General features: G+C 38.2%; 20 protein-coding genes. 14 read left to right on the forward strand and 6 right to left on the reverse strand.

The window, feature by feature from the left end:
* Nucleotides 1-96: 96 nt before the first annotated feature.
* The 6 genes from dnaN (at nucleotide 97) to erpA (ending at nucleotide 7,966) form a co-directional block, all read left to right on the forward strand.
* Nucleotides 97-1,245: a DNA polymerase III subunit beta gene (dnaN, locus tag AC1M84_RS13315; protein WP_180028822.1), complete on the forward strand. Its 1,149-nt coding sequence runs from the start codon at nucleotides 97-99 to the stop codon at nucleotides 1,243-1,245.
* Nucleotides 1,246-1,274: 29 nt separating this feature from the next.
* Complete coding sequence (recF, locus tag AC1M84_RS13320; RefSeq protein WP_481589591.1) at nucleotides 1,275-2,357, forward strand: DNA replication/repair protein RecF; 1,083 nt, start codon at nucleotides 1,275-1,277, stop codon at nucleotides 2,355-2,357.
* 55 nt (nucleotides 2,358-2,412) lie between these two features.
* Nucleotides 2,413-4,881: a DNA topoisomerase (ATP-hydrolyzing) subunit B gene (gene gyrB, locus AC1M84_RS13325; RefSeq protein ID WP_035268615.1), complete on the forward strand. Its 2,469-nt coding sequence runs from the start codon at nucleotides 2,413-2,415 to the stop codon at nucleotides 4,879-4,881.
* Nucleotides 4,882-5,188: 307 nt separating this feature from the next.
* Nucleotides 5,189-6,196 carry a putative solute-binding protein gene (locus AC1M84_RS13330; protein WP_092768702.1) on the forward strand — a complete coding sequence of 336 codons (1,008 nt, stop codon included), beginning with the start codon at nucleotides 5,189-5,191 and terminating at the stop codon, nucleotides 6,194-6,196.
* Nucleotides 6,197-6,482: 286 nt separating this feature from the next.
* On the forward strand, nucleotides 6,483-7,487 hold the full coding sequence (locus AC1M84_RS13335) for a putative solute-binding protein (protein WP_035268621.1): 1,005 nt from the start codon (nucleotides 6,483-6,485) through the stop codon (nucleotides 7,485-7,487).
* Nucleotides 7,488-7,630: 143 nt separating this feature from the next.
* Nucleotides 7,631-7,966, forward strand: a complete 336-nt coding sequence (gene erpA, locus AC1M84_RS13340; protein WP_035268624.1) for an iron-sulfur cluster insertion protein ErpA — start codon at nucleotides 7,631-7,633, stop codon at nucleotides 7,964-7,966.
* A 35-nt stretch (nucleotides 7,967-8,001) separates the two neighbouring features.
* Here erpA and AC1M84_RS13345 read toward each other — a convergent pair whose 3' ends face one another.
* Both AC1M84_RS13345 and AC1M84_RS13350 read right to left on the reverse strand, forming a co-directional pair.
* Nucleotides 8,002-8,847, reverse strand: coding sequence for an alpha/beta fold hydrolase (locus AC1M84_RS13345; protein WP_092768699.1), 846 nt, complete (start codon nucleotides 8,845-8,847; stop codon nucleotides 8,002-8,004).
* Between the two features lie 107 nt (nucleotides 8,848-8,954).
* Nucleotides 8,955-9,869: a LysR family transcriptional regulator gene (locus AC1M84_RS13350; RefSeq protein ID WP_481595157.1), complete on the reverse strand. Its 915-nt coding sequence runs from the start codon at nucleotides 9,867-9,869 to the stop codon at nucleotides 8,955-8,957.
* 117 nt (nucleotides 9,870-9,986) lie between these two features.
* Between AC1M84_RS13350 and AC1M84_RS13355 the strand changes: the two genes are divergently transcribed.
* A complete protein-coding gene (locus AC1M84_RS13355) occupies nucleotides 9,987-10,721 on the forward strand; it encodes a DsbA family protein (RefSeq protein WP_481595158.1) in 735 nt (244 codons plus the stop codon).
* An 11-nt stretch (nucleotides 10,722-10,732) separates the two neighbouring features.
* Nucleotides 10,733-11,035 (forward strand): monooxygenase, encoded by a 303-nt coding sequence (locus tag AC1M84_RS13360; protein ID WP_481595159.1) that lies wholly within the window; start codon nucleotides 10,733-10,735, stop codon nucleotides 11,033-11,035.
* Between the two features lie 47 nt (nucleotides 11,036-11,082).
* Here AC1M84_RS13360 and AC1M84_RS13365 read toward each other — a convergent pair whose 3' ends face one another.
* Nucleotides 11,083-12,210 carry an anhydro-N-acetylmuramic acid kinase gene (locus tag AC1M84_RS13365; protein ID WP_035269457.1) on the reverse strand — a complete coding sequence of 376 codons (1,128 nt, stop codon included), beginning with the start codon at nucleotides 12,208-12,210 and terminating at the stop codon, nucleotides 11,083-11,085.
* A gap of 63 nt (nucleotides 12,211-12,273) precedes the next feature.
* On the opposite strand from AC1M84_RS13365, the gene tyrS reads away from it, so the two are divergent.
* The 3 genes from tyrS (at nucleotide 12,274) to AC1M84_RS13380 (ending at nucleotide 16,629) form a co-directional block, all read left to right on the forward strand.
* Nucleotides 12,274-13,506: a tyrosine--tRNA ligase gene (tyrS, locus tag AC1M84_RS13370; RefSeq protein WP_481595160.1), complete on the forward strand. Its 1,233-nt coding sequence runs from the start codon at nucleotides 12,274-12,276 to the stop codon at nucleotides 13,504-13,506.
* 151 nt (nucleotides 13,507-13,657) lie between these two features.
* Nucleotides 13,658-15,595 carry an ATP-binding cassette domain-containing protein gene (locus AC1M84_RS13375; RefSeq protein ID WP_481595161.1) on the forward strand — a complete coding sequence of 646 codons (1,938 nt, stop codon included), beginning with the start codon at nucleotides 13,658-13,660 and terminating at the stop codon, nucleotides 15,593-15,595.
* Nucleotides 15,596-15,717: 122 nt separating this feature from the next.
* Complete coding sequence (locus tag AC1M84_RS13380) at nucleotides 15,718-16,629, forward strand: DUF6236 family protein (protein WP_481590919.1); 912 nt, start codon at nucleotides 15,718-15,720, stop codon at nucleotides 16,627-16,629.
* A 41-nt stretch (nucleotides 16,630-16,670) separates the two neighbouring features.
* On the opposite strand, the gene dnaK is transcribed toward AC1M84_RS13380, so the two are convergent.
* Both dnaK and grpE read right to left on the reverse strand, forming a co-directional pair.
* Entirely contained in the window at nucleotides 16,671-18,617 is a 1,947-nt protein-coding gene (gene dnaK / locus AC1M84_RS13385) for a molecular chaperone DnaK (protein ID WP_481592405.1), read from the reverse strand.
* Between the two features lie 118 nt (nucleotides 18,618-18,735).
* On the reverse strand, nucleotides 18,736-19,308 hold the full coding sequence (gene grpE / locus AC1M84_RS13390) for a nucleotide exchange factor GrpE (protein WP_257219952.1): 573 nt from the start codon (nucleotides 19,306-19,308) through the stop codon (nucleotides 18,736-18,738).
* A gap of 707 nt (nucleotides 19,309-20,015) precedes the next feature.
* On the opposite strand from grpE, the gene AC1M84_RS13395 reads away from it, so the two are divergent.
* On the forward strand, nucleotides 20,016-20,276 hold the full coding sequence (locus AC1M84_RS13395) for a molybdenum ABC transporter substrate-binding protein (protein WP_180029016.1): 261 nt from the start codon (nucleotides 20,016-20,018) through the stop codon (nucleotides 20,274-20,276).
* A gap of 194 nt (nucleotides 20,277-20,470) precedes the next feature.
* Here the strand turns inward: AC1M84_RS13395 and AC1M84_RS13400 are convergent, their stop codons facing one another.
* Nucleotides 20,471-20,923 carry a cell envelope integrity TolA family protein gene (locus AC1M84_RS13400; RefSeq protein WP_092768671.1) on the reverse strand — a complete coding sequence of 151 codons (453 nt, stop codon included), beginning with the start codon at nucleotides 20,921-20,923 and terminating at the stop codon, nucleotides 20,471-20,473.
* 199 nt (nucleotides 20,924-21,122) lie between these two features.
* Between AC1M84_RS13400 and AC1M84_RS13405 the strand changes: the two genes are divergently transcribed.
* Entirely contained in the window at nucleotides 21,123-22,193 is a 1,071-nt protein-coding gene (locus AC1M84_RS13405; RefSeq protein WP_092768668.1) for an alpha/beta hydrolase, read from the forward strand.
* A 166-nt stretch (nucleotides 22,194-22,359) separates the two neighbouring features.
* Entirely contained in the window at nucleotides 22,360-22,926 is a 567-nt protein-coding gene (locus AC1M84_RS13410; protein ID WP_481595162.1) for a peptidylprolyl isomerase, read from the forward strand.
* The last annotated feature ends 159 nt before the right edge of the window (nucleotides 22,927-23,085 follow it).

A 23,085-nucleotide genomic window follows, 5' to 3' on the forward strand; every position in this document is an offset into this window, starting at 1 on the left:
ATTCTATTCTTGCAATGCGGCATATTCTGCCGCATAGTACATGATTAAAAGTGTTTTAGTCTGTCGTCGATATACTGTTTTTAGAGGAAATCCATCGTGCGTTTGAAGATCGCGAAAGAAAGCTTACTCAATGTTTTGTCTCATGTTGTAGGTGCTGTAGAACGTCGCCATACGTTAAATATTCTTTCAAACGTCAAAGTTCAGGTTACTCAAGATGCACTGACGATTACAGGTTCCGATCTTGAAGTTGAACTTGTTGCGAGTACAACGCTTTTAGAGGGAGCATGTTTACAAGCAGGTCAAACCACAGTACCCGCACGTAAATTGATGGATATCTGTAAATCTTTACCGACAGCAGCACTGATTGATTTACAAATCACAGAAGACCAGCGTTGTATTTTGAAATCTGGTAATAGCCGCTTTGTATTAGGAACATTATCTGCTGAGGATTACCCTTTATTAACGACTGAAAATAGTCAAGGGACTCAAGTTCAGGTCACTGAACGTGAACTAAAACGTTTATTTGAAAAAACCTCTTTTGCGATGGCTGTTCAGGATGTCCGTTTTTATCTTACAGGTACTTTACTTGAAATTGATGAAAATCAGCTTCGTGCAGTGACGACAGATGGACATCGTCTTGCTCTTTGTGAAACATTGGCAAGTTCAAATGCTTCGCAGTTAGTGCAAGCAATTGTGCCTCGTAAAGCGGTCGGTGAATTACAGCGTCTATTGAGTATCGAAGATAATCAACTCTCGCTGTTAATTGGTCGTGAGCTCCTGAATGTTACTTTGACAATTCCAAGCCGTGATAAAGAGCAGGGTGATATTACTGTTCGTATTACTACAAAATTAATTGATGGTAAATTCCCTGATTATCGACGTGTTATTCCTCGTGGCGGTGATAAAACAGTTACGATTGCACATGATATTTTCAAACAATCATTACAGCGAGTTGCTATCCTGAGTAATGAAAAATTACGTGGAGTATTTTTAAACTTCAATCCAGATTCACTACAACTTCGTGCCAATAATCCAGAGCAAGATGAGGCAGTTGAAGATCTTGCGATTCAATACAATAATGCACCTATGGAAATGTCATTCAACGCACAATACATTTTGGATGTATTGAATGTGCTGGATGGTGATGATGTATTAATGACGATGACTGAGGCAAACCAATCTGTATTGGTTCAAGATCCAGCACATCAAGATCAAACCTATGTCGTCATGCCGATGCGTGTTTAATGTTGTTTTTGATTTAGTTTAATCTGGTCATGTTCATTACGCGTTTAAATATCCAGCGTGTGAGAAATTTAAAAGCGGTTGCACTCCAAGAGTTGCAACCGTTTAATGTTTTTTATGGACAAAATGGTTCAGGAAAAACGTCTATATTAGAAGCAATTCACTTATTAGCCACTGGTCGATCTTTTCGTACACATATTCCTAAACATTACATTCAAAATCAAATGCAGGATGCGATTGTATTTGCACAGTCTGCTACTGAAAAGATTGGTATGCAAAAGCTCATTACAGGTGAGCAAAATATTAAAGTGAATGGGGATAGTATTGCCACGCAAGGACAGCTAGCCAAAATTTTACCATTACAGCTTATTGACCCTCTGAGTACAGATATTATTGATCACGGAGCTAAACCAAGACGACAATTGCTAGATTGGTTAATGTTTCACGTGGAACCAGATTTTTACTATGCATGGCAATTTTATTCTAGAGCTTTAAAACAACGAAACAGCTTATTAAAATCAAAACGTAATCTGACGCTGCAAGATTTAGAAGCATGGAACAAAATGCTTAGTGAGTACGGTGAAATATTACATTTACAACGTCAGTCCATTGTTGAACAGTGGCAGATATTTTTTCAGCAAGATCTTAAAACACTATTACCAGATATCGAGATCCATATGGAGTATGCAGCAGGCTTTCATGTGGAACATGGCTTGGCTGAAGACTTGATTTTGTATCATCAAAAAGACTGCGAAAGACGCTATACAGAATATGGTCCACACCGGGCAGATTTAAAGTTAAAAACCCCAACAGGAGATGCAGATGCCGTACTGTCACGGGGGCAAAAAAAATTATTAATCATGGCTTTAAAATTGTCACAGATCGCAATGTTGCATGCGTCTAATAAGGAAACTGTGGTATTATTAGATGATGTGACAGCAGAATTAGATATAACCGCACAACAACGTTTAATTGAGCGATTGAGCCAACTTGGTAGTCAAGTTTTCATTACCACTTTAGACCATGAATCTGTACAAAAGCATTTACATGATTTGTCTATTTCCTATCAATTATTCAATGTTGAAAACGGTTCTGTTCAAGTTGTTGTGCAATAATTTTTTGAAGTTTTCTCCATCTTTGGATAGACCTTTTTTTCACTAGGGAGTAACCATGAGTTCAGAAGATCAAGCTGCTTCTCAAACAGAACAAACCATTGAAAAGGCTTATGATTCCTCTAGCATCAAGGTATTACGTGGTTTAGACGCAGTACGTAAGCGTCCAGGCATGTATATTGGTGATACGGATGATGGTACTGGTTTACACCATATGGTGTTTGAAGTGGTGGACAACTCGATTGATGAAGCCCTTGCTGGTCACTGTGATGAAATTCTGGTTACCATTCACGAAGACGAATCTGTTTCTGTCGCAGATAACGGTCGTGGTATTCCCACAGATATTCACCCTGAAGAAGGTGTATCTGCTGCTGAAGTCATCTTAACGATTCTTCATGCGGGTGGTAAGTTTGATGACAACAGCTATAAGGTTTCTGGTGGCTTACACGGTGTAGGTGTTTCAGTTGTAAACGCTTTGTCTAGTAAACTGGAACTCACAATTCATCGTGCTGGTAAAATTCATGAACAAGAATACCGCCATGGTGACCCTCAATACCCTTTAAAGGTGGTGGGCGATACAGATCGTTCAGGTACTCGTGTACGTTTTTATCCAAGTGCTGAAACATTCAGTCAGACCATTTTCAATGTCGATATTTTAGCTCGTCGTTTACGTGAACTGTCATTTTTAAATGCGGGCGTCCGAATTGTTCTACGTGACGAACGTGTTGGTTTAGAACATGTATTTGATTATGAGGGTGGTTTATCAGAATTCGTTAAATACATTAACGAAGGAAAAACGCATCTTAACGATATTTTTCACTTTACCACGCAAGCTGATAATGGCATTGGTGTTGAAGTTGCATTGCAATGGAATGATACGTACCAAGAAAACGTACGTTGCTTTACCAATAACATTCCTCAAAAAGATGGTGGTACTCACTTAGCTGGTTTCCGAGCTGCTTTAACTCGTGGCCTTAATAACTACATGGAAAACGAAAACTTACTCAAAAAAGAGAAGGTTGCAGTTTCTGGTGATGATGCACGTGAAGGTTTAACAGCAATTGTTTCAGTGAAAGTTCCTGATCCAAAATTCTCTTCTCAAACCAAAGAAAAATTGGTATCGAGTGAAGTAAAACCTGCTGTTGAACAAGCAATGAATAAAGCTTTTTCAGAGTATCTTCTTGAAAATCCAGCTGCAGCTAAATCAATTGCGGGTAAAATTATTGATGCCGCACGTGCACGCGATGCGGCGCGTAAAGCACGTGAAATGACTCGCCGTAAGAGTGCGCTTGATATAGCAGGTCTTCCAGGTAAATTGGCGGACTGCCAAGAAAAAGATCCAGCTTTATCTGAACTATATCTTGTCGAGGGTGATTCAGCAGGTGGTTCAGCGAAACAAGGTCGTAACCGTAAAATGCAAGCGATTTTACCGCTCAAAGGTAAAATCTTAAACGTGGAACGTGCTCGTTTTGACAAGATGATTTCTTCTGCTGAAGTCGGAACACTGATTACAGCATTAGGTTGTGGTATCGGTCGTGAAGAATATAATCCAGACAAATTACGTTACCACAAAATTATTATTATGACCGATGCGGACGTGGATGGTTCACATATTCGTACGCTGTTATTAACGTTCTTCTTCCGTCAAATGCCGGAATTAGTGGAACGTGGTCATATTTATATTGCTCAGCCACCACTTTATAAATTAAAGAAAGGTAAGCAAGAGCAGTATATTAAAGATAATGATGCGCTTGAAACATATTTAATTTCGAATGCAATTGATGAGTTGGCATTACATATCAGTGCTGACGCACCTGCGATTCGTGGTGAAGCGCTTGCAAAAGTCATTGCTGATTATCAGACATCACAAAAAAGCTTACAGCGATTAACGATTCGTTATCCTGCAACTTTGTTAGATGCTTTACTTGGTTTAGATGCATTTAAATTAGATCAAAATCAAGATGAAGCTTATGTGACGTCTTGGGCTGAGCAATTGCGTCAAGCAATTGAAACACAACAGCCAAGCTTAAGACCTGAATTCACGCTCGAAGCATTCGAAAAAGAACTCGCAGATGGTTCACGTGAAACACATTATTGGCCACGTTTAACAGTGTATGTACACAACCTTCCTCATCACTATTTATTAGATGCTGGTTTATTGGGTTCAGGTGAATATAAACGTTTACTTCAAAACTCAAAGAGTTGGTTTACGTTACTTGAAGACGGGGCTTATTTGCAAAAAGGTGAGCGTAAAGTCAATGTTGCTAACTTCCATCAAGTATGGCAACAAGTATTGGCAGATTCACGCCGTGGCATGATGATCCAACGCTATAAAGGCTTGGGCGAGATGAATGCAGAGCAGCTTTGGGAGACCACGATGGATCCTGAAAATCGTAATATGCTTCAAGTGACGATTGATGATGCAATTGAAGCAGATCGCATGTTCTCTTGTCTCATGGGTGATGATGTTGAACCACGTCGTGCATTTATTGAAGAGAATGCATTGAATGCAGATATTGATGCTTAATGCTATAAGTTAAAAAAAGCACTCTTAGGAGTGCTTTTTTTGTATCAATCTAAAATCTTAAGTCATTTTTTTGGAATTAATTTCAATAAAATGATGTGCTTGAAGTCACATATTTTATTTATTATATGAAATATAAAGATAATTAAATAAGCGTTTACGAAATTAATAAATAATTAAAATTATAAAATTCAACAACTTATAATTGAATAATAAAAAATAGAGCAATAGCTCTATTTTTTTAAATAGAGAGTGATTAAAATTTTTGTCATGGAAAAGAATCCATTTAAATGCTTAAAAGGAACTAAGAATGAAAAAAACAACTCTGGCTTTATTGGCGGCTTCAACCATGGGTATGGTTTCAACTGCTCAAGCAAAGGTTGATGTGTGTGTATTTGATTTACTCGGTAAGTCTGGTGAATCGTTCCAAATGGCTCAGGAATGGGCATTGGCAGCAAAGGGTTGGGGGGCAGATATCAATCTGATTCCACGTCAAGATGAGGCTGTAGCCGATAATGATTTTAAAGCAGGTAAGTGTGATGCTGTTTTCTTAACAGCGATGCGTTCTCGTCAATATAACAAGTTTGTGGGTTCGATTGACTCTTTAGGTGGCGCACCATCAAATGCAATTGCACAACGTGCGATTACTTTTGCTTTAGACAAACGTAATGCTGCAAAGATGGTCACAAATCTCGGTGGGAAAAAATATGAAGTTGCTGGTATTGCACCACTAGGCGCGGCATATATTTTCGTGCGTGATAAAAAAATTGATTCTATTGAAAAAGCCGCTGGTAAGAAATTCGCAGTATTAAGCTATGACCCAGCACAAAAAATTATGGTGCAACGTGTCGGTGCTCAAGCAGTCGGATCTGATGTTTCGAACTTTGTTGCGAAGTTCAATAATGGTCAAGTGGATATGGTGGGTGCACCAGCATATGCCTATAAGCCTCTTGAAATTTATAAAGGTTTAGGCAATACAGGGGCAATGTTTGATTTCCCTGTAGTACACATTACAGCAAACTTTGTGATGAAGCCTGAAAAATTCCCTGAAGGGTTTGGTCAAAAATCACGTGATTGGTTTGTTAAAAACTTGCCGAAAAGCTACGCAATGATCAAGCGTTTAGAGAGTGAAATTCCTGCTAAGTACAAAATGCAATTCTCAGCTGAAGAAAAGCTGAAATATCAAAAACTACTTCGTGATGGTCGTATGGATCTCACTAAACAAGGTATTTATGACAAAGAGATGATGTCTGTTCTTAAGAAAGCACGTTGCTCTGTCGATAAATCCAACTTCGAATGTTCACTTGGTGGTGAATAATTCTGATTTCTAAAGAAAAAATCCTAGACCTGGTCTAGGATTTTTTTATTCATTTTATGTCATTTTTGCCAATGCACATTTATAAGAAAAAAGTATGCTTTAATCACAATAAGTACTATTTAAATGATCTGTATCTAAAAACCATATACATACAGCATCTCAGGATCAGTATCTACACAATTGGATCGTGTAATCTCATTTTAGTTCAACACACTGACACTGAAGTTTAAGGTGTTTGATATGGGATATTCGAGAATATAAGAAAGAAGGAATAGGAAACAATAAAATGAATTTAACCAAAACATTATTGCTATCAGCAGGTTTAATGACTGCTGCAACGGCTTCACAAGCAAAGCAAGTCGTCTGCGTGTTTGATCTCGTCGGGAAAAACGGCGATGTCTATGCGTTAATGAAAGATTATCAACTTGCTGCTAAGCAGTGGGGAGCTGATATTGAGCTTAAAGTCGGACAAAATGAAGGCGTAATTGCTGAAGATTTCAAAGCAGGTAAATGTGACGGTGTAAGTATCACAGGGATGCGCGGTCGTCAGTTTAATAATTTCACTGGCTCTTTAGATGCCATTGGTGCGATTACTAATCTCAATTTAGCTGTTAAAGTCATGCAAGGTTTAGCAAGTCCAACCTTTGCAAAACATATGAAAAATGGCAACTATGAAGTTGCAGGTGTGATTCCTGTTGGCGATGCTTATTTAATGGTGCGTGATCGTAGTATTAATACGGTTGCTAAAGCTGCGGGTAAAAAGATCGCCGTACTTGATTATGATCAGGCACAAAAAATTATGGTACAGCAAATTGGTGCGCAAGCAGTGAGTTCTGATGTCACTAATTTTGGTAGTAAATTCAATAATGGCCAAGTTGATATTATTGGTGCACCAGCAGCGGTATTCCGTCCTTTAGAACTTCATAAAGGGCTAGGAACGAAAGGTGCAATTGTGAATTATCCAATTCTTCAAGTGACCGGTAATATCATCATTCGTCATGATAAATTCCCTGAAGGTTTCGGACAGAAATCGCGTGATTGGGTGAAAACACAGTTACCACGTGCGAATCAAATTTTAGGCAAAATGAAAGCGGATATTCCGGCTAAATATTGGATGAATGTTCCAGCTGGAGATAAACCTGGTTACCAAAAATTGATGCGTGAATCTCGTATTGCACTTACTAAACAAGGTGTTTACAACAAACAAATGATGAAACTACTTTGGCAGTTCCGTTGTAAGAATGAACCGACAAACTTTGAATGTAGCTTGCAGGATGAGAACTACAAATAAGTTCATAGGACGTTACATTTAAATCCGATAAATTTACTTTGAATAAACTTTAAAGTTCGAGTTATGACCATATATTGAGTATGTTATACTTGATATATGGTCTTTTAATTTCAAAGCCTATTTAATTTTTTGAGGAATCCATCATGACTGCCCAAGCACTTGAGCTGACTGACAATGCTGCGAATAAAGTTCGTCAACTTCGTGAGAGCGAAGGAAATCAAGATTTGATGTTACGTGTATATGTGACAGGTGGTGGTTGCTCTGGTTTTTCTTACGGATTCAATTTTGCTGAATCTCAAAATGAAGACGATGCTGAATTTGTGAATGGTGATGTGAAGATGCTTGTTGACTCACTGAGTTATCAATATCTCGTTGGTTCAGTTGTTGATTATGTCGAAGGTTTGGAAGGATCTCGCTTTATCGTGCAAAATCCTAATGCGACAACGACATGTGGTTGTGGATCTTCATTCTCAATTTAATATGCAGCAAAAAAAGCCCGCTAAGCGGGCTTTTTTTATGATAATTTTTGCTGTTCTTTCAGAATTAAATCAGTCAGCTCATGATAATTTTGAACTGGAATCCAATGATTCGCCTCTAAATGAATTTCCGTATATGGACCTTCAACATAATTTTGATTGAACTGAACCCCTTTAGCATCAATTGCAACGTCATCTTTGCCCCAAATAAATAAAGTGGGAACTTTGACTTTATTGAATAGCGTTTTATTAGAGCTAAAAGGTAAACCTCGATACCAATTGAGTGATGGGCTGAGCCGTTTTTCTATAATCATTTCTTGTTTAAAGTCATTTAATTGTTCAACTGTCATTCCAGAATTTTTTAATAAAGCCTCGCCAATTTGAGGTGTTTTATTAAAGAGCAACTCAGGTATCCATGGAAGCTGAAATAGTCCCATATAATAGGATTTAAAAAGTTGTGTACTGCTGTAAAAAGCCCGCATAAATGCTGCTTTGTGAGGGACGGAGATCGCGGTCAAATGTTTAATTTTATTAGGATAACGTAGAGCAACTTCCCAAGCAACGACTGCGCCCCAGTCGTGTCCTACGATATATGAAGGCTCTCCAATTAAGTCGAGTAGAACATTTACATCATCTGCTAAATGTTGAATGGCATAATCTGCGCGTTTTTTCGGTTGAGCCCTTAAGCTATATCCACGTTGGTTTAACGCATAGGTGCGAAAACCATGTTGGTTTAGTATTTCGGCACTATGCTGCCAAATTTTTGATGTTTCAGGAAAACCATGTAATAGCACAATTGGACTGCCATCGATTGGACCGCTATCTATTACATCAAAAATAAGATTACCTTTTTGAAACTCAGTGATTCGTTGTTGTTTTTCCATGATCTATATCCTCTTTCCTTTACATATCTTTATCAAATTTGGATGATAGAACTAGGGCTGAACGGGTCAGTTCTAGGTGAAAGAAGGTCGTTCATTGTCTGACAATATTATGGGTTGATTAAACGGTGTATTTGTATTGGGATTTGTTTTTGTAAGAACGTTAAGCAAAGTCTCAAAGCTAAGGTCCGATAGCTTAAGCTCGGAGTAACCAAGTGGACATCTTCAGGGATTAGAGACCATTCAGGTAAAATATGAATTAACGTTGAGTTGACTAATTGATGGGCCACTTGGATTTCTGCAACGGCGGCAATACCTAAATGTGCTTCTACAGCAGCAAGTCCATGTTCGGATGGTGTCACCATCAGATGTGTATAAATTTTAAATTTTTTTATCGTACCGTTTTTGAAAAGTGTGATTTTGGACAGCTCGCGGTTATGCGAGATAAAATGATGATCACACAGTTGCTCTGGGTGTTCAGGAATGCCACAATGCATTTGATAGGTCGGACTGGCACATAAAATTCTTCGAACTTGTCCAACCTTTTGAGCATGGAGTGTAGAGTCTGCTAAATCACCAAGTCTGATGGCTAAGTCATATCCTCCAGAAATTAAATCAACTTTGCTGTCATTCAAATCAATTTCAATATCAATGTGTGGGTATTCAATTAAAAATTGAGAGATTAAAGGCAATACCACCAATTTTCCAAAAGTTCCCGAAGCAGCTATTCGAATTCGACCTTTGGGTTGTATTTCTAATTGTGTGAGATCGTTCGTCAGCGATTCAATTTGATGAAATAGGGGGGAGATTTCTTTTAAGAAAATCTTCCCAGCATCAGTTAGTGAGCTTGAATTGGTATTTCGATTTAATAATCTAATATTTAAGGATTCTTCAAGTCTTGAAAGTCGATTGGATAACGTGGATTTAGCAATATCATAACGTCTTGCTGCCGCGGATAAACTTCCAGCATCTGCAATCAGTACGAACCAATATAGGTCATCGATTGAGTAGGGTAAGCTGTTCATAAAATCGAACACCACCTTTCATTTTTATTGTCTATTCACATCATTATATAACCGCTAAGTTAAGTCAATTGATCCGATGTAGCAAATGATCTGATTTAGCAAATTGAGGACATAGCAATGACAATGAATTGTGATTTAGAAACTGGTACTTGTTCAGTAGCCGAATTGGAAAAAGGCCAAAATGCAGTGGTCAATGTAGCATCTGACCTCAGCCTGATTTATGTGGGTGACCCAATGTGCTCATGGTGTTGGGGAAGTTCAAATATCATTAAACAAGCGAGTGAATATGCAATTCAGCATGGTGTTGGCTTTCAAGTGATTAGCGGTGGTTTAAGACCTGGTGGAGGTGATGCTTGGACCGATACTTTCAAGAATTTTTTACGCACCGAATGGAAAAATATTCAGAGACTGACTAAACAACCTTTCACTGAAAAATTGTTAGAAAGAGCACATTTTAACTATGATACCGAGCCTTCAGCACGTGCTGTTTACGTTGCTCGACAACTTTGGCAAGACCATGATCATCATGATGAAAAACTTTTGGCATTTTTTTCAGCAATCCAATATAAATTTTATGTGGATGGTGAAGATCCGAACGAGCTTGAATATTATCGAAGTATATGTGAAACGTTTGAGCTGGATTTTGACGTATTCTCAACGTTGTTTGAATTACCTGAGACCCAAGCAGCGACCTATGAAGAGTTCAAGCTTAATCGAAGTTGGGGCATAAAAGGGTTCCCAAGTTTTGCGATACGTCATGGAGACAATGTCAAAATCATAGGCTCTGGTCATGTGGCATTGGAAAAATTAACACAAGCTATTGATGACTTAATCAAAGATGCGCGTATATAAGGAAAAGTTGAATGGCGATTATTCTACAAATTGATTTTCCCTATGATGGACCTTGGGGTCATGAAATGTTTGAAAGTTTCAAAACACTCGCGGATTCAATAGCAAATGAGAAAGGCTTGATTTGGAAAATTTGGACTGAAAATGAAGTATCCAAAGAAGCAGGTGGAATTTACTTATTTGAAAGCCAAGCAGATGCAGAGGACTATCTAAATATGCATCTTCAGCGTTTAAGGGAAAATGGCTTTACTGAATGTAGATATCGGATCTTTGCTGTTAACTCGGCACTTTCAAAATTGAATTTTGCACCTGTTTAAGTTAATCGATGTATCAACTCAGGATAGTGGATACACCGATTCTTCATTTAAACCGCAGTGATCGTTCCTAAAACTCGATCTCCTTGAGCTCCTGTCACTTCAGGTAAATTACCAGCAAGTTGGTTTACAAATCGCATAGCCAACCACGCAAAAGCGGTCGCCTCCACCCAAGTCGGTGCTAATCCCAAATCTGCTGTGGTTTGAACACTCCACTCATGTTTACGTAAACGCCAACGTAATTGTTCTAATAATTGTGAGTTGTATGCACCACCTCCACAGACATAAACTTCACCTGTGTCCATAGGGGAACGATAAATGGCTTTTTTAATGGCACGTGTCGTGAGTTTCATCAGCGTTGCTTGAACATTTTCAGGCGTATCTTCAAGTTCATCGTATTCAACATCGCTACGCCAATCGGCAATTTGTTCATCTAACCATTCCAAGTTAAAGTCTTCACGACCGGTACTTTTTGGCGGCTCTTTCGAGAAAAAGTCATGTGATTGCAAACGATCAAGCAAAGCGCGAATAGGCGTACCATAAGCAGCCCAATTGCCATTTTCATCATAAGGCTGACCTGTGTAACGTTCACACCAAGCATCCATCAAAATATTGGCTGGTCCAGTATCGAAGCCATATACGCCTTTAGGATCACCCGCAGGTAACATACTGACATTGGCAATTCCACCGAGATTTAAGATCACACGGTGTATCGTCGGATGCTGAAATAAGGCTTGATGGAATGCTGGCACTAGAGGTGCACCTTGACCACCAGCAGCCATATCACGGCGTCTAAAATCTGATACCACAGGAATTTGAGTGATTTCAGTAATAATGTTGGGATCACCAATTTGAAGGGTAAATCCATGTTCGGGACGATGACGAATCGTTTGACCATGAGATCCAATGGCTTTTATTTGAGTTCTATCGAGATTATTTTCTTGTATAAGTTGATTGATTCCATGACCGATCATCTGTGCTAAAGCGACATCAGCTTTACCCATGCGGTCAATTTCATTATCGTCTGGCAAAGTAAGTGCCATCAGTTCATCACGTAAATCTGGATCAAAGGCTAATGTCAGCGTTGCATGGATCTGTAATGGATCAAAAGAAGCGGCTACAAAATCGACGCCGTCCATACTCGTGCCAGTCATTACACCAATGTAGATTGTGGTCATGATTATTCTTAAGCCTGCATTGTGCTGAAAAAGTGTTAGTATATCGCACAAATTGAACAACAGATGTATTTGGGTTTTGTGATGTCAAATTTCCTGCCTGCTGAAGAACAACTTGCCCTCATTCAACGAGGCACACATGAAATTATTTCAGAAGAAGATCTTCTGAAGAAATTAAAATTGAATCGTCCTTTGAAAATTAAGGCGGGTTTTGATCCTACAGCACCAGACTTACACTTAGGTCATACGGTATTAATTAACAAGCTTAAAGTGTTCCAAGACTTAGGTCATGAAGTATTCTTCTTGATTGGTGATTACACTGCGATGATTGGTGACCCAACAGGTAAAAGTGCAACTCGTCCACCATTGTCACGTGAGCAAGTCTTAGAAAACGCGAAAACCTATCAGGAACAAGTGTTCAAAATTCTTGATCCAAATAAAACTAAGGTGGTGTTTAACTCAGAATGGTTTGCTCAAAAAACTGCTGCTGATCTGATCCAATTGGCTTCACAGCAAACGGTTGCACGTATGCTTGAACGTGATGACTTTACTAAACGCTATAACAACCAACAGCCGATTGCGATTCACGAGTTTTTGTATCCATTGGTGCAAGGCTATGACTCTATCGCGCTTGAGGCAGATGTTGAGTTAGGTGGTACAGATCAAACCTTTAACTTGCTGATGGGGCGTACTTTACAAGGTCGTTATAATCAAGAGCCACAAGTGTGTATCACTGTACCAATTCTTGAAGGTTTAGATGGCGTCAACAAAATGTCTAAATCTTTAGGTAACTACATTGGTGTATTTGATGCACCTGGTGTGATGTACCAAAAAGTACTTTCGATGCCAGACAGCTTAATTGAGCGATATTTCGAACTGCTGAGCTTCAAGTCAATGGAAGAGATCGAAGGCTTATTGAAAGAAATGGCTGAAGGTCGTAACCCTCAAGAAATTAAACGTATCTTAGCGCTCGAGTTAGTGGAGCGTTTCCATGGAAGCGAAGCTGCTGCGAATGCACATAAAGGTGCAGGGAATATCATCACAGAGGGTGAGCTTCCTGAAGGAACGCCAGAAGTGACGATTTCACGTGGTGAATTCGGTGGTGAAATGTTTATTGCTTCTATTGTTCGTGCAGCAGGTTTAACCAAAAATGCAGCGCAAGCAAAAGATGCTGTTTCACGTGGAGCCGTAAAAGTTGATTGGGAAGTGGTGGATGCATCATTCTCAATTAACGAAAACAAAACAGTGATTGTTCAAGCAGGTAAAAAGGCCATTGCTAAAGTAACTTTTACTGACTAAATCATTAAGTTTTGCATGATTAAAAAGCCATCCCAAGTGATGGCTTTTTTATGTCAAGAATGAAATGAAGATGAAAGATGGATTAATTTTTGGTTGTTCTGGTTGAAATCCATTAAAATGTGCCATCCAATACTTATTTGTTTGAATATCTATGATTCAGTTAGACCAACTTACCATTCGCCGCGGCGGTCGCATTTTATTTGAAAAAGCGTCTATGCAACTTCACCCTGGTTGGAAGATTGGTTTAACAGGTGTCAATGGTGCAGGAAAATCGACGTTGTTTTCAGCATTACTTGGGGGCATGGAATCAGATGGTGGCTCATTGACACGACCATCGGTTTGGACAGTGGCACATATGGCGCAAGAGATTAAAGCGCTGGATATGAAAGCGATTGATTTCGTTCTATCCGGTGATGAAGAGTATTGGGATATCCAACACAAACTTGAGCATCCTGACGGATTGTCTGATCAAGATTTGGCAAATTTATATGGTCGTTTTGATGAAATTAGTGGCTATTCAGCGCCGTCTAAAGCATCACAACTGATGGCTGGCCTAGGCTTCTTTGAACATCAGTCAGAACTTAGTGTAAAAAGTTTCTCTGGTGGATGGCGTATGCGTTTAAATCTTGCGCGTACTTTGATGAGTCGTTCAGATTTACTCTTACTTGATGAACCGACGAATCATTTAGATTTAGACGCTATTTTATGGTTAGAAGACTGGTTAAAAGCATATGAAGGCACATTGGTACTGATTTCGCATGACCGTGATTTCTTGGATGCCATTACCGACCATATTTTACATATCGAAAACCAAGAACTAACGCTTTATACCGGCAACTATTCAACCTTTGAACGTACTCGAAGTGAACGTTTAGCTCAACAACAACAAGCCTATGAGAAACAGCTTGAGCTACGTGCACATCTGCAAAAATATATCGATCGTTTTAAAGCTAAGGCAACCAAAGCAAAACAGGCACAAAGCCGTATTAAACAGCTCGAACGAATGCAAGAGCTTTCTGCTGCGCATGTCGATACGCCTTTTACCTTTAGCTTCCGTGAACCGACCAAAATGAGTTCTCCGTTGTTACAACTGGATAGTGCTGATATTGGTTATGGTAAAAAACTGATTGTGACCAATGTGAAACTACAAATCACGCCAACCAGCCGTATCGGTTTACTGGGAATGAATGGTGCAGGTAAGTCCACATTAATTAAATCATTGGTGGGTGATTTACCTTTAATTCAAGGTCAACGCAAAGCATCCGAATTACTTAATATTGGTTATTTCGCCCAACATCAAATGGATGCGTTAGATGGTAATGCGAGTCCAATGTTGCAGTTATCTCGTATTGCAGATAAAAAGATTAGTGAAGCGACTTTACGTGCCTTCTTAGGGAGTTTTGGTTTCTCTGGTGAGCGTATGGATACGCCGTGTGAAAGCTTCTCTGGGGGTGAGCGTGCACGTTTAGCATTGGCTTTGATTGTCTGGCAGCGTCCAAATGTTTTAATTTTAGATGAACCGACCAACCATTTAGACTTGGATATGCGTCATGCATTAACTATGGCACTACAAGACTTTGAGGGGGCAGTGGTGTTGGTCTCACATGAACGCCAATTAATTGCAAGTGTCTGTGATGAATTACTCCTAGTGCATAACGGTAAATGTCGTGAGTTTGAAGGTGATCTGGTCGCTTACGCAGACTGGTTACGTCAAGCACGTGCAGAGTTGATGAAGCAAGGGCAGCAAGCACCTGAGCCAGTAAAATCTCAAGTGATCGATAAGCCTGTAGTTTCTAAAGTAGATAAAGAAGCACAGCGTAAAGAAGCTGCGCGTCGCCGTGAAATGAGCCGCCCAATTCGTAAAAATATTGAAAAATTGGAAGCTGAGATTGCGAAAATCCAACCACGTTTAGGTCAAATTGAGGATGCTTTAGGGGATGCATCACTTTATGATGCGTCTCGGAAAGATGATCTTTTAAAATTGATGAATGAACAAACGGAACTAAAAGGAAAATTAGCACAAGCAGAAGAAAAAATGCTTGAACTGATGATGGAACTTGAAGAGTTAGAAAGTTCATTCGAAGATTAATGAATAATTTCTAAATAAAAAAAGCCCAATGAAAATTGGGCTTTTTTTATAAAATATTGAGTTATATAATTTTATTTATGTGATTAAATATTGAAAATATTAATAATTTTTTGAGTTTTATAATGGGTGACATAATTCAATTTAAAAAGAAAAGAATTACTAAAGGTTTAATAATTTCAGGAATGGGTGGTGTTTCGAATGAAAATGGACTTGTTGCTAAAGATTTAACACATGCAGATTTAATGTTTTATGGGCTTTATTGGGATAATATAATAGTCACACAAATTCCAATGTTTCATTTTACTAATGATGTAATTGAAGAATTTAGAAGTAATGGTGTCATTGAGTTTTATTCTAATGCACCCCCACAGTCAATGCATTCATCAGAAATGCAAAGAATGGCATTAGAATCATTATTAGCATGTCAAAGTGTAAGAAGACAAAATAAAGATGCAGATTGGATAATTTATAATAATGTTGCTGAGGGATTTAATAGTATTGAATCTGAAAGTTTAATTGAACAGGATTCTATTCGAGTTGAAATTTCAAAATGTTTACCTTATCCAAGTACGTATGTTCCGATTGATACATTAAGAAAATTTAGAGAAGATTATTTGGATGAATTAGATAGATTACATTTTGCTAAATATAAATTATTTGAAAAGATTAGTTCTCATGAGAATTTAGCACGTAGAGATTTAGCAAAATGTTATGAGCTGGAAGAGTTTGAAAGAGCGATTCGAGATTATGAGCACGCTTTTTCATGTAGGTTTAGATATTACTCTATGAAATCTTTAATTAGTGATATTCGGCATAATAAGTCAGAACTTTTAGAAGTTGGTTTAGCTGCAGGTGATTTAGTTCTTGGTGGATTTAATCTTTCAGGAACATATAATTTTGGAAAAACATTTTTTAATTTATTTAGTTCTAAACAAAAAATTCATGAAGCAAAGCAGAATTCCCCTGAATTTCAATTCATATCCTCAGCAATAAGTAATGGAATAATTCTGCAAAAGTTTAATAACCAAAATTAAAAAACCGCGCTTTCGCGCGGTCTTTTATTTAAAGTGACAAATTATTTTTTGTCATCTTTAACTTCAGTGAACTCAGCATCTACAACACCGTCGTCCGCTTTTTGTTGTTGACCAGCAGCATCACCTTGGAATGCATTTGGATCAAAACCTTGCGCACCACCTTGAGCACCCTGCGCAGCTTCATAAGCACGTTGAGTGATCGGCATGATGATGTTTTGAAGTGCTTCAGTTTTCGCTTTGATCGCATCAACATCATTTTCTTTGGTTGCAGCTTCAAGTTCTGAAACAGCAGTTTCAACCGCAGTTTTTTCATCAGCAGTTACTTGTTCGCCAAGGTCTTTTACTGCTTTTTGAGCAGAAGAAACTAATGCATCAGCTTCGTTACGTGCTTTAGCAAGTTCTTCAAACTTACGATCTTCTTCAGCATTCGCTTCAGCATCTTTGATCATCGCTTCAATTTCAGCATCGCTCAAACCTGAGTTTGCTTTAATTTGAATTGATTGCTCTTTACCAGTGCTCTTGTCTTTCGCAGATACTTTCAAGATACCATCAGCGTTGATGTCGAACGATACTTCAATTTGCGGCACGCCACGTGGAGCAGGTGGGATATCGCCCAATTGGAAGTTACCCAACAATTTGTTTTGTTGAGCCATTTTACGTTCACCTTGGTAAACCGAAATGTCTACTGCAGGCTGGTTATCAGCAGCTGTAGAGAACACTTGTGATTTTTTCGCAGGGATTGTTGTGTTTTTCTCGATGATTGGAGTTAACACGCCACCCATTGTTTCAATACCAAGTGTCAACGGTGTTACGTCAAGTAATAGAACGTCGTTCTTATCACCTGAAAGTACAGCACCTTGGATCGCAGCACCCATTGCCACAGCTTCGTCAGGGTTCACGTCTTTACGTGGCTCTTTACCAAAGAACTCTTGTACTTTTTGTTGTACAAGTGGCATACGAGACTGACCACCAACCAAGATCACGTCAGAGATATCAGAAGTTGATAGACCTGCATCTTTAAGTGCAATCTTACATGGCTCGATTGTACGAGCAACTAAGTCAGCAACAAGACCTTCTAATTTCGCACGTGTTACGTTGATCACTAAGTGTTTAGGACCAGTCGCATCAGCCGTGATATATGGAAGGTTAATTTCAGTTGCATTAGAAGAAGACAATTCAATCTTCGCTTTCTCAGCAGCTTCTTTCAAACGTTGTAACGCAAGTGGATCATTTTTCAGATTCACATTTTGTTCTTTCTTAAACTCTTCAACCAAGTAATCGATTAACGCGTTATCAAAGTCTTCACCACCAAGGAATGTGTCACCATTAGTAGACAACACTTCGATTTGTTGGTCGCCATCAAGGTCAGCGATTTCAATGATTGATACGTCGAAAGTACCACCACCTAAGTCGTAAACTGCGATTTTACGGTCGCCTTCTTTCTTGTCCATACCGAACGCAAGCGCTGCAGCTGTTGGTTCGTTGATGATACGTTTAACATCTAAACCAGCAATTTTACCAGCATCTTTCGTTGCTTGACGTTGAGCATCGTTGAAGTATGCAGGAACAGTAACTACCGCTTCAGTAACTGTTTCACCTAAGTAATCTTCCGCAGTTTTCTTCATTTTCTTAAGAACTTCTGCAGAGATTTGTTGTGGTGCTAGTTTCTTGTCGTTTACATCAACCCAAGCATCGCCATTGTCAGCTTTGATGATTTTGTAAGGTACAAGACCAATATCTTTTTGAACTGCTTGATCTTCGTAACGACGACCGATCAAACGTTTGATCGCGAATAATGTATTTTTCGGGTTTGTTACCGCTTGACGTTTAGCTGATTGACCAACAAGGATCTCGCCATCTTTATACGCAATAATAGACGGAGTTGTACGAGCGCCTTCAGCGTTGTCGATTACTTTAACTTTATCGCCTTCAAGTACTGCAACACATGAGTTTGTAGTACCTAAGTCAATACCAATAATTTTAGCCATTGATGTGTTCCTCGAAAATTTTGTTGTGATCTTTCACTTGTTATCCGATATGAGAGCCATTCATTATTTTTCAAGTTAAAAACTTAAAAAATTTTTACAAACTCCCGTATTTCTTGACTTATTGGCCTACCATGACCATTGCAGGACGAAGTAAACGGCCAGAAAGGGTGTAACCTTTTTGAAGTACCGTACCAATCTCACCCGCTTTTGCATCTGGAGCAATACCTACTGCTTGATGCAAATCAGCATTAAAACCATTTTCAGTGTCAACTGCCACAACACCAAATTTTTCTAATGTTGCTAATAATGACTTCAGTGTGAGTTCTACACCTTCTGATAAAGGAGTTTTTTCATCACCTGCAGCAGCAATTGCACGTTCAAGGTTGTCAACTGAATCCAATAATTCTTTTGCAAATTTCTCTAAAGCAAATTTTTTCGCAGTATCCGCTTCACGCTCTAAACGTTCTTTGGTTTTTTCTGCTTCATACTTCGCATTTGCAGCAACTGCTTTTTCATATTTTAAGTTTTCAGTCAGCGTTGCGATTTGCGCTTGAAGGTCTTCTACAGAAACTTCAACTTCAGCTTGTTGATTTTCAACTTGCTGTTCAGTTTGTTCCGTTTGAACGTCCTGAGTTTGTTCGTTTTGCTCATTTGCCATGGAAGATCTCCGCTTAAATGGGTTTTTAAACATGTACAGTCCTTTGGCATCAGTGTTAACTGCGTTAATCTGAACTGCCATGCGTGTGTAATTCATCAATACAAAGGTAATGTGGGCGACTATAAATAATTCAAGCTTAAACGATGTTTATTTCTACTAAATTCATCTTTACAACAAGGAATGAAAATTTTTCGATCCATTTAGAGAAATCTAAAGTCTAGAATAAGAAGAGGAGATGAGCTGAAGAAAGATTATAAAAATATGATTTAGTGTATATTTTATATATAAAAAATATAGATTCAGATAAAACAAGTCTTTCCTTTTAAATAATCAAAACTGTATTATCTTTAACCAGATACTAACGCTGTAGTTTCTATTTATTTTGTTTTTGCTTTTTAATAGCTCATCCAACCTCCTTGGATGAGTTTTTTTTTGCTTGTCGAGATCTGAGTAACAATGTTAAGCAACCGATATACCGTGTAGCCACACTGTGATTCAGTCACCTTCAAAAAGGGCTTATATCGCACCACATATTCACTAAAAAATAAATTAAATAAATGGCTTAGGAGATATATTCAACTATAAAAGTTGAATTGCATTTTCTTTACACTTTTTTCATAAGTTCAACCTGAAGTCATCGAAACTTGAACCAAGAACTGACGCATGAAATAAAAAAGTCAGGAATGATAAGCCTTCAAAGTTAACTCTGACTTTGAATGTTTCAAGTAAGGAATTAAACAATGAAAAAATTAGGTCTCATTTCCCTGGCATTTGCAGCTATTGGTTTTGCTACTGTAGGTTGTACTTCAAACCAATCTGCTGAAACTGCTCAAGCGACTCAGCCGACCACACAAACAGATGCTTCTATAGCGCAAGCGGCAACTACTGAAATGGATACCCAAAATGGTGTGGCTGTACAAGCTGACCCAAGTGTAGAGTCTGCTGAACCGATTCAAGCTGTCCCAGCTGAAGGTGCAGAAGCCCCTCAAGTTGTTGAGTAAAATGCAATGAAATTTAATTCATTTAAACTGCTTATAATGGATTAAATTTTATGAAAAAGCAGAGAATAGAGAGTAAATAGGATGCCTTTACTGTCTATTTTTAGAATCACAGCACTTAAAAAAACCTAACATTCAAATGTGAATGTTAGGTTTGTGAGGTAACTTTAAATCAATTGTCTTGAGTCCAAGAAAGCTTAACGATCTCGGCGATCGTGTTGACGTTCCTGTTCTCGCTTCTTGCGGTCCTGTTCTAAGCGCTTACGTTGTTCTTCAATCGCTTTTTTACGATTATCTTGATTCCAACGATTACGTTCAGCTTGACGTTGTTTTAGAATTTCCTTTTGACGTTGTTCAATCTGTTTACGACGATCATGCTCAGCACGTTCTTTATTACGTCGATCTGCTAATTCACGTTGTTGGCGTTGACGTTCATATTCACGTTTGCGCTTTTCTTGTTCAAGGCGCTGTTGATGTAAACGTTGTGCGCGTTCTCTCTCCCAACGTTGACGGTCATAGTTGCGATCATAATCACGATCATAACGATGGTCATAATTACCATTATAATAAGGGCCATCGTCAGGGAAGGCCACACAACCGACTGCAAGAACTGCTGTGGCCAATGACATTATCATTACTTTTATTGCCATAGCTTTCACCTTTATATGTTGAATCAGGACAACCAAAAAATTCCTGATGTTGGATTAAATAGTCAATGACAAGACTGCTATAGTAAGATTAGCGTAAATGGAATTGAAGTTTGTATATTGATCAGTAGACTTAGTTAACAAAATAGTCATGAAATGGCTGATCGTGTAGAAATTATGAAGAATACGGATTTTTAAAAGGATCGGAATCGTGAATCAAAAAATACAACAATTACTTGAAAATGGTCAGGGTTCTGCAGGACGTGCATTAGATCGACTCCCAAAGATCGTTCAAGAATCTCTAGTGAAGTTACTTGGCTATCCCTATGACTATCCTCAACTCGATAGTTTTACAAAATGCTTGATGGCTGCACAGTTGAAACAAGGAAAATCAGGCTTTATTGGCGCTGATATTGATAAATCAAGAAAAGAATTTGAAAATCAAATCCAATCCATCACACATAAATCATCTCATGTTCAATATGTAGAAGATATTCGTCTTCCTCTACAAAGTGGTACTGTATTTGCCAGACATTATCATCCTGCTCCGAATAAAAAATTACCAATGATTGTGTTTTATCATGGTGGTGGGTTTGTTGTCGGAAGTGTGAATACACATGATGAAGCGTGCCGAATCATTGCGAATTATGCAAAAGTACAAGTGATCAGTATTGATTATCCTTTAGCGCCAGAAGTTTCTCCACAATCATTGATTCAATCATGTGAAGACGCATTGGCATGGGTATATCAAAATCGCCGTCACTTTAAAATCTTAAAAAATCGTATTGCTGTAGCAGGAGATAGTGCTGGCGGTAATATTAGTGCTGTCGTTGCTCAACGTGCATTAAATGCCAGTTATGCGCCTCAAGCTCAATTTTTAATATATCCTGCGGTAGATTTCAAAAGTCGTCATCCATCATTCTTTGCGTATAAAGATGGTTTAGTATTAACCAACAGCGATATTGACTATGTGACAGAATACTACGCGACAAGACATAAAGTTGCTTTGGATAATCCACTAATCTCCCCAACATACGGTAATCTAAAAAAATTGGCACCAGCCTATGTTGTTACAGCGGGACATGATGTATTGCATGATGAAGGCAAAATTTACGCCCACAAATTACGTCAAAATGGCACTAAAGTGTTGTATCAAGATTTTGAAGATCAAACACACGGATTTATTAATCTAACGCTAGTCTCAGGGCGTTCTAAAAAATTGTTGATTGAAATGAGTAAAGAGTTTAGAAGATTTTGGGATAAAAATAGTTAATAGATGCTTACTTTCAAATCCTGAGATTCAAACGAAACTCAGGATTTTTTCTTTATATAGAGTAATCGAATAAAAATACTTTGATGCTTAACAAAAAACTGAATCTTTTCTGGCGATTGATTCATGAATAATAGATAAGATAAAAAAATCAATAAGAGGATAGCGTATGTTAAAAAAAATGATGTTAGGTGTTTCTGTTGCGGCGATGAGTACTTTGTCTTTGGCAGCAAATACGCATATGCAAATCAAAACATCAGCAGGAGATATCGAAATCGAGTTGTTTAATGATAAAGCTCCGATTTCAGCAAAGAACTTTGAAACTTATGCGAAAGCTAATTTTTATAACGGCACAATCTTCCATCGGGTTATTCCAGGGTTCATGATCCAAGGTGGAGGATTAGATGTATCGATGAAAGAAAAAGTGAATCGACCTCCAATCAAGAACGAGTCTTATAATGGCTTAAAGAATAACCGTGGCACTTTAGCCATGGCACGTACAAACCAGCCTGATTCAGCAACAAGCCAATTTTTTATCAATATTGCGGATAATGATTTTCTAAATAAAGCGCCAATGAATCCTGGTTATGCTGTGTTTGGTCAGGTAACTAAAGGCATGGATGTTGTCGATAAAATTGCAAAAGTGCCTACTGGTAGATTTGGTATGCATCAAGATGTGCCAAAAAATCCTATTAAAATTTTAAGTGTGAATATAAAACCTTCAAAAGCGAAATAGTGATTAAAAAAAGAAGCAGAAATATTAAATTAATATTTTTGCTTCAATATTATAGGGTTAAGTGTAAATGTGATTATTAATGAATCATAATGGTGCATAAAAATAGAACACTCAATAAAACATGGGGTTAAAAGCACTTGCAATGATTTCGAAATGCTC

It is taken from the genome of Acinetobacter sp. 24-47-66, from assembly GCF_056779755.1.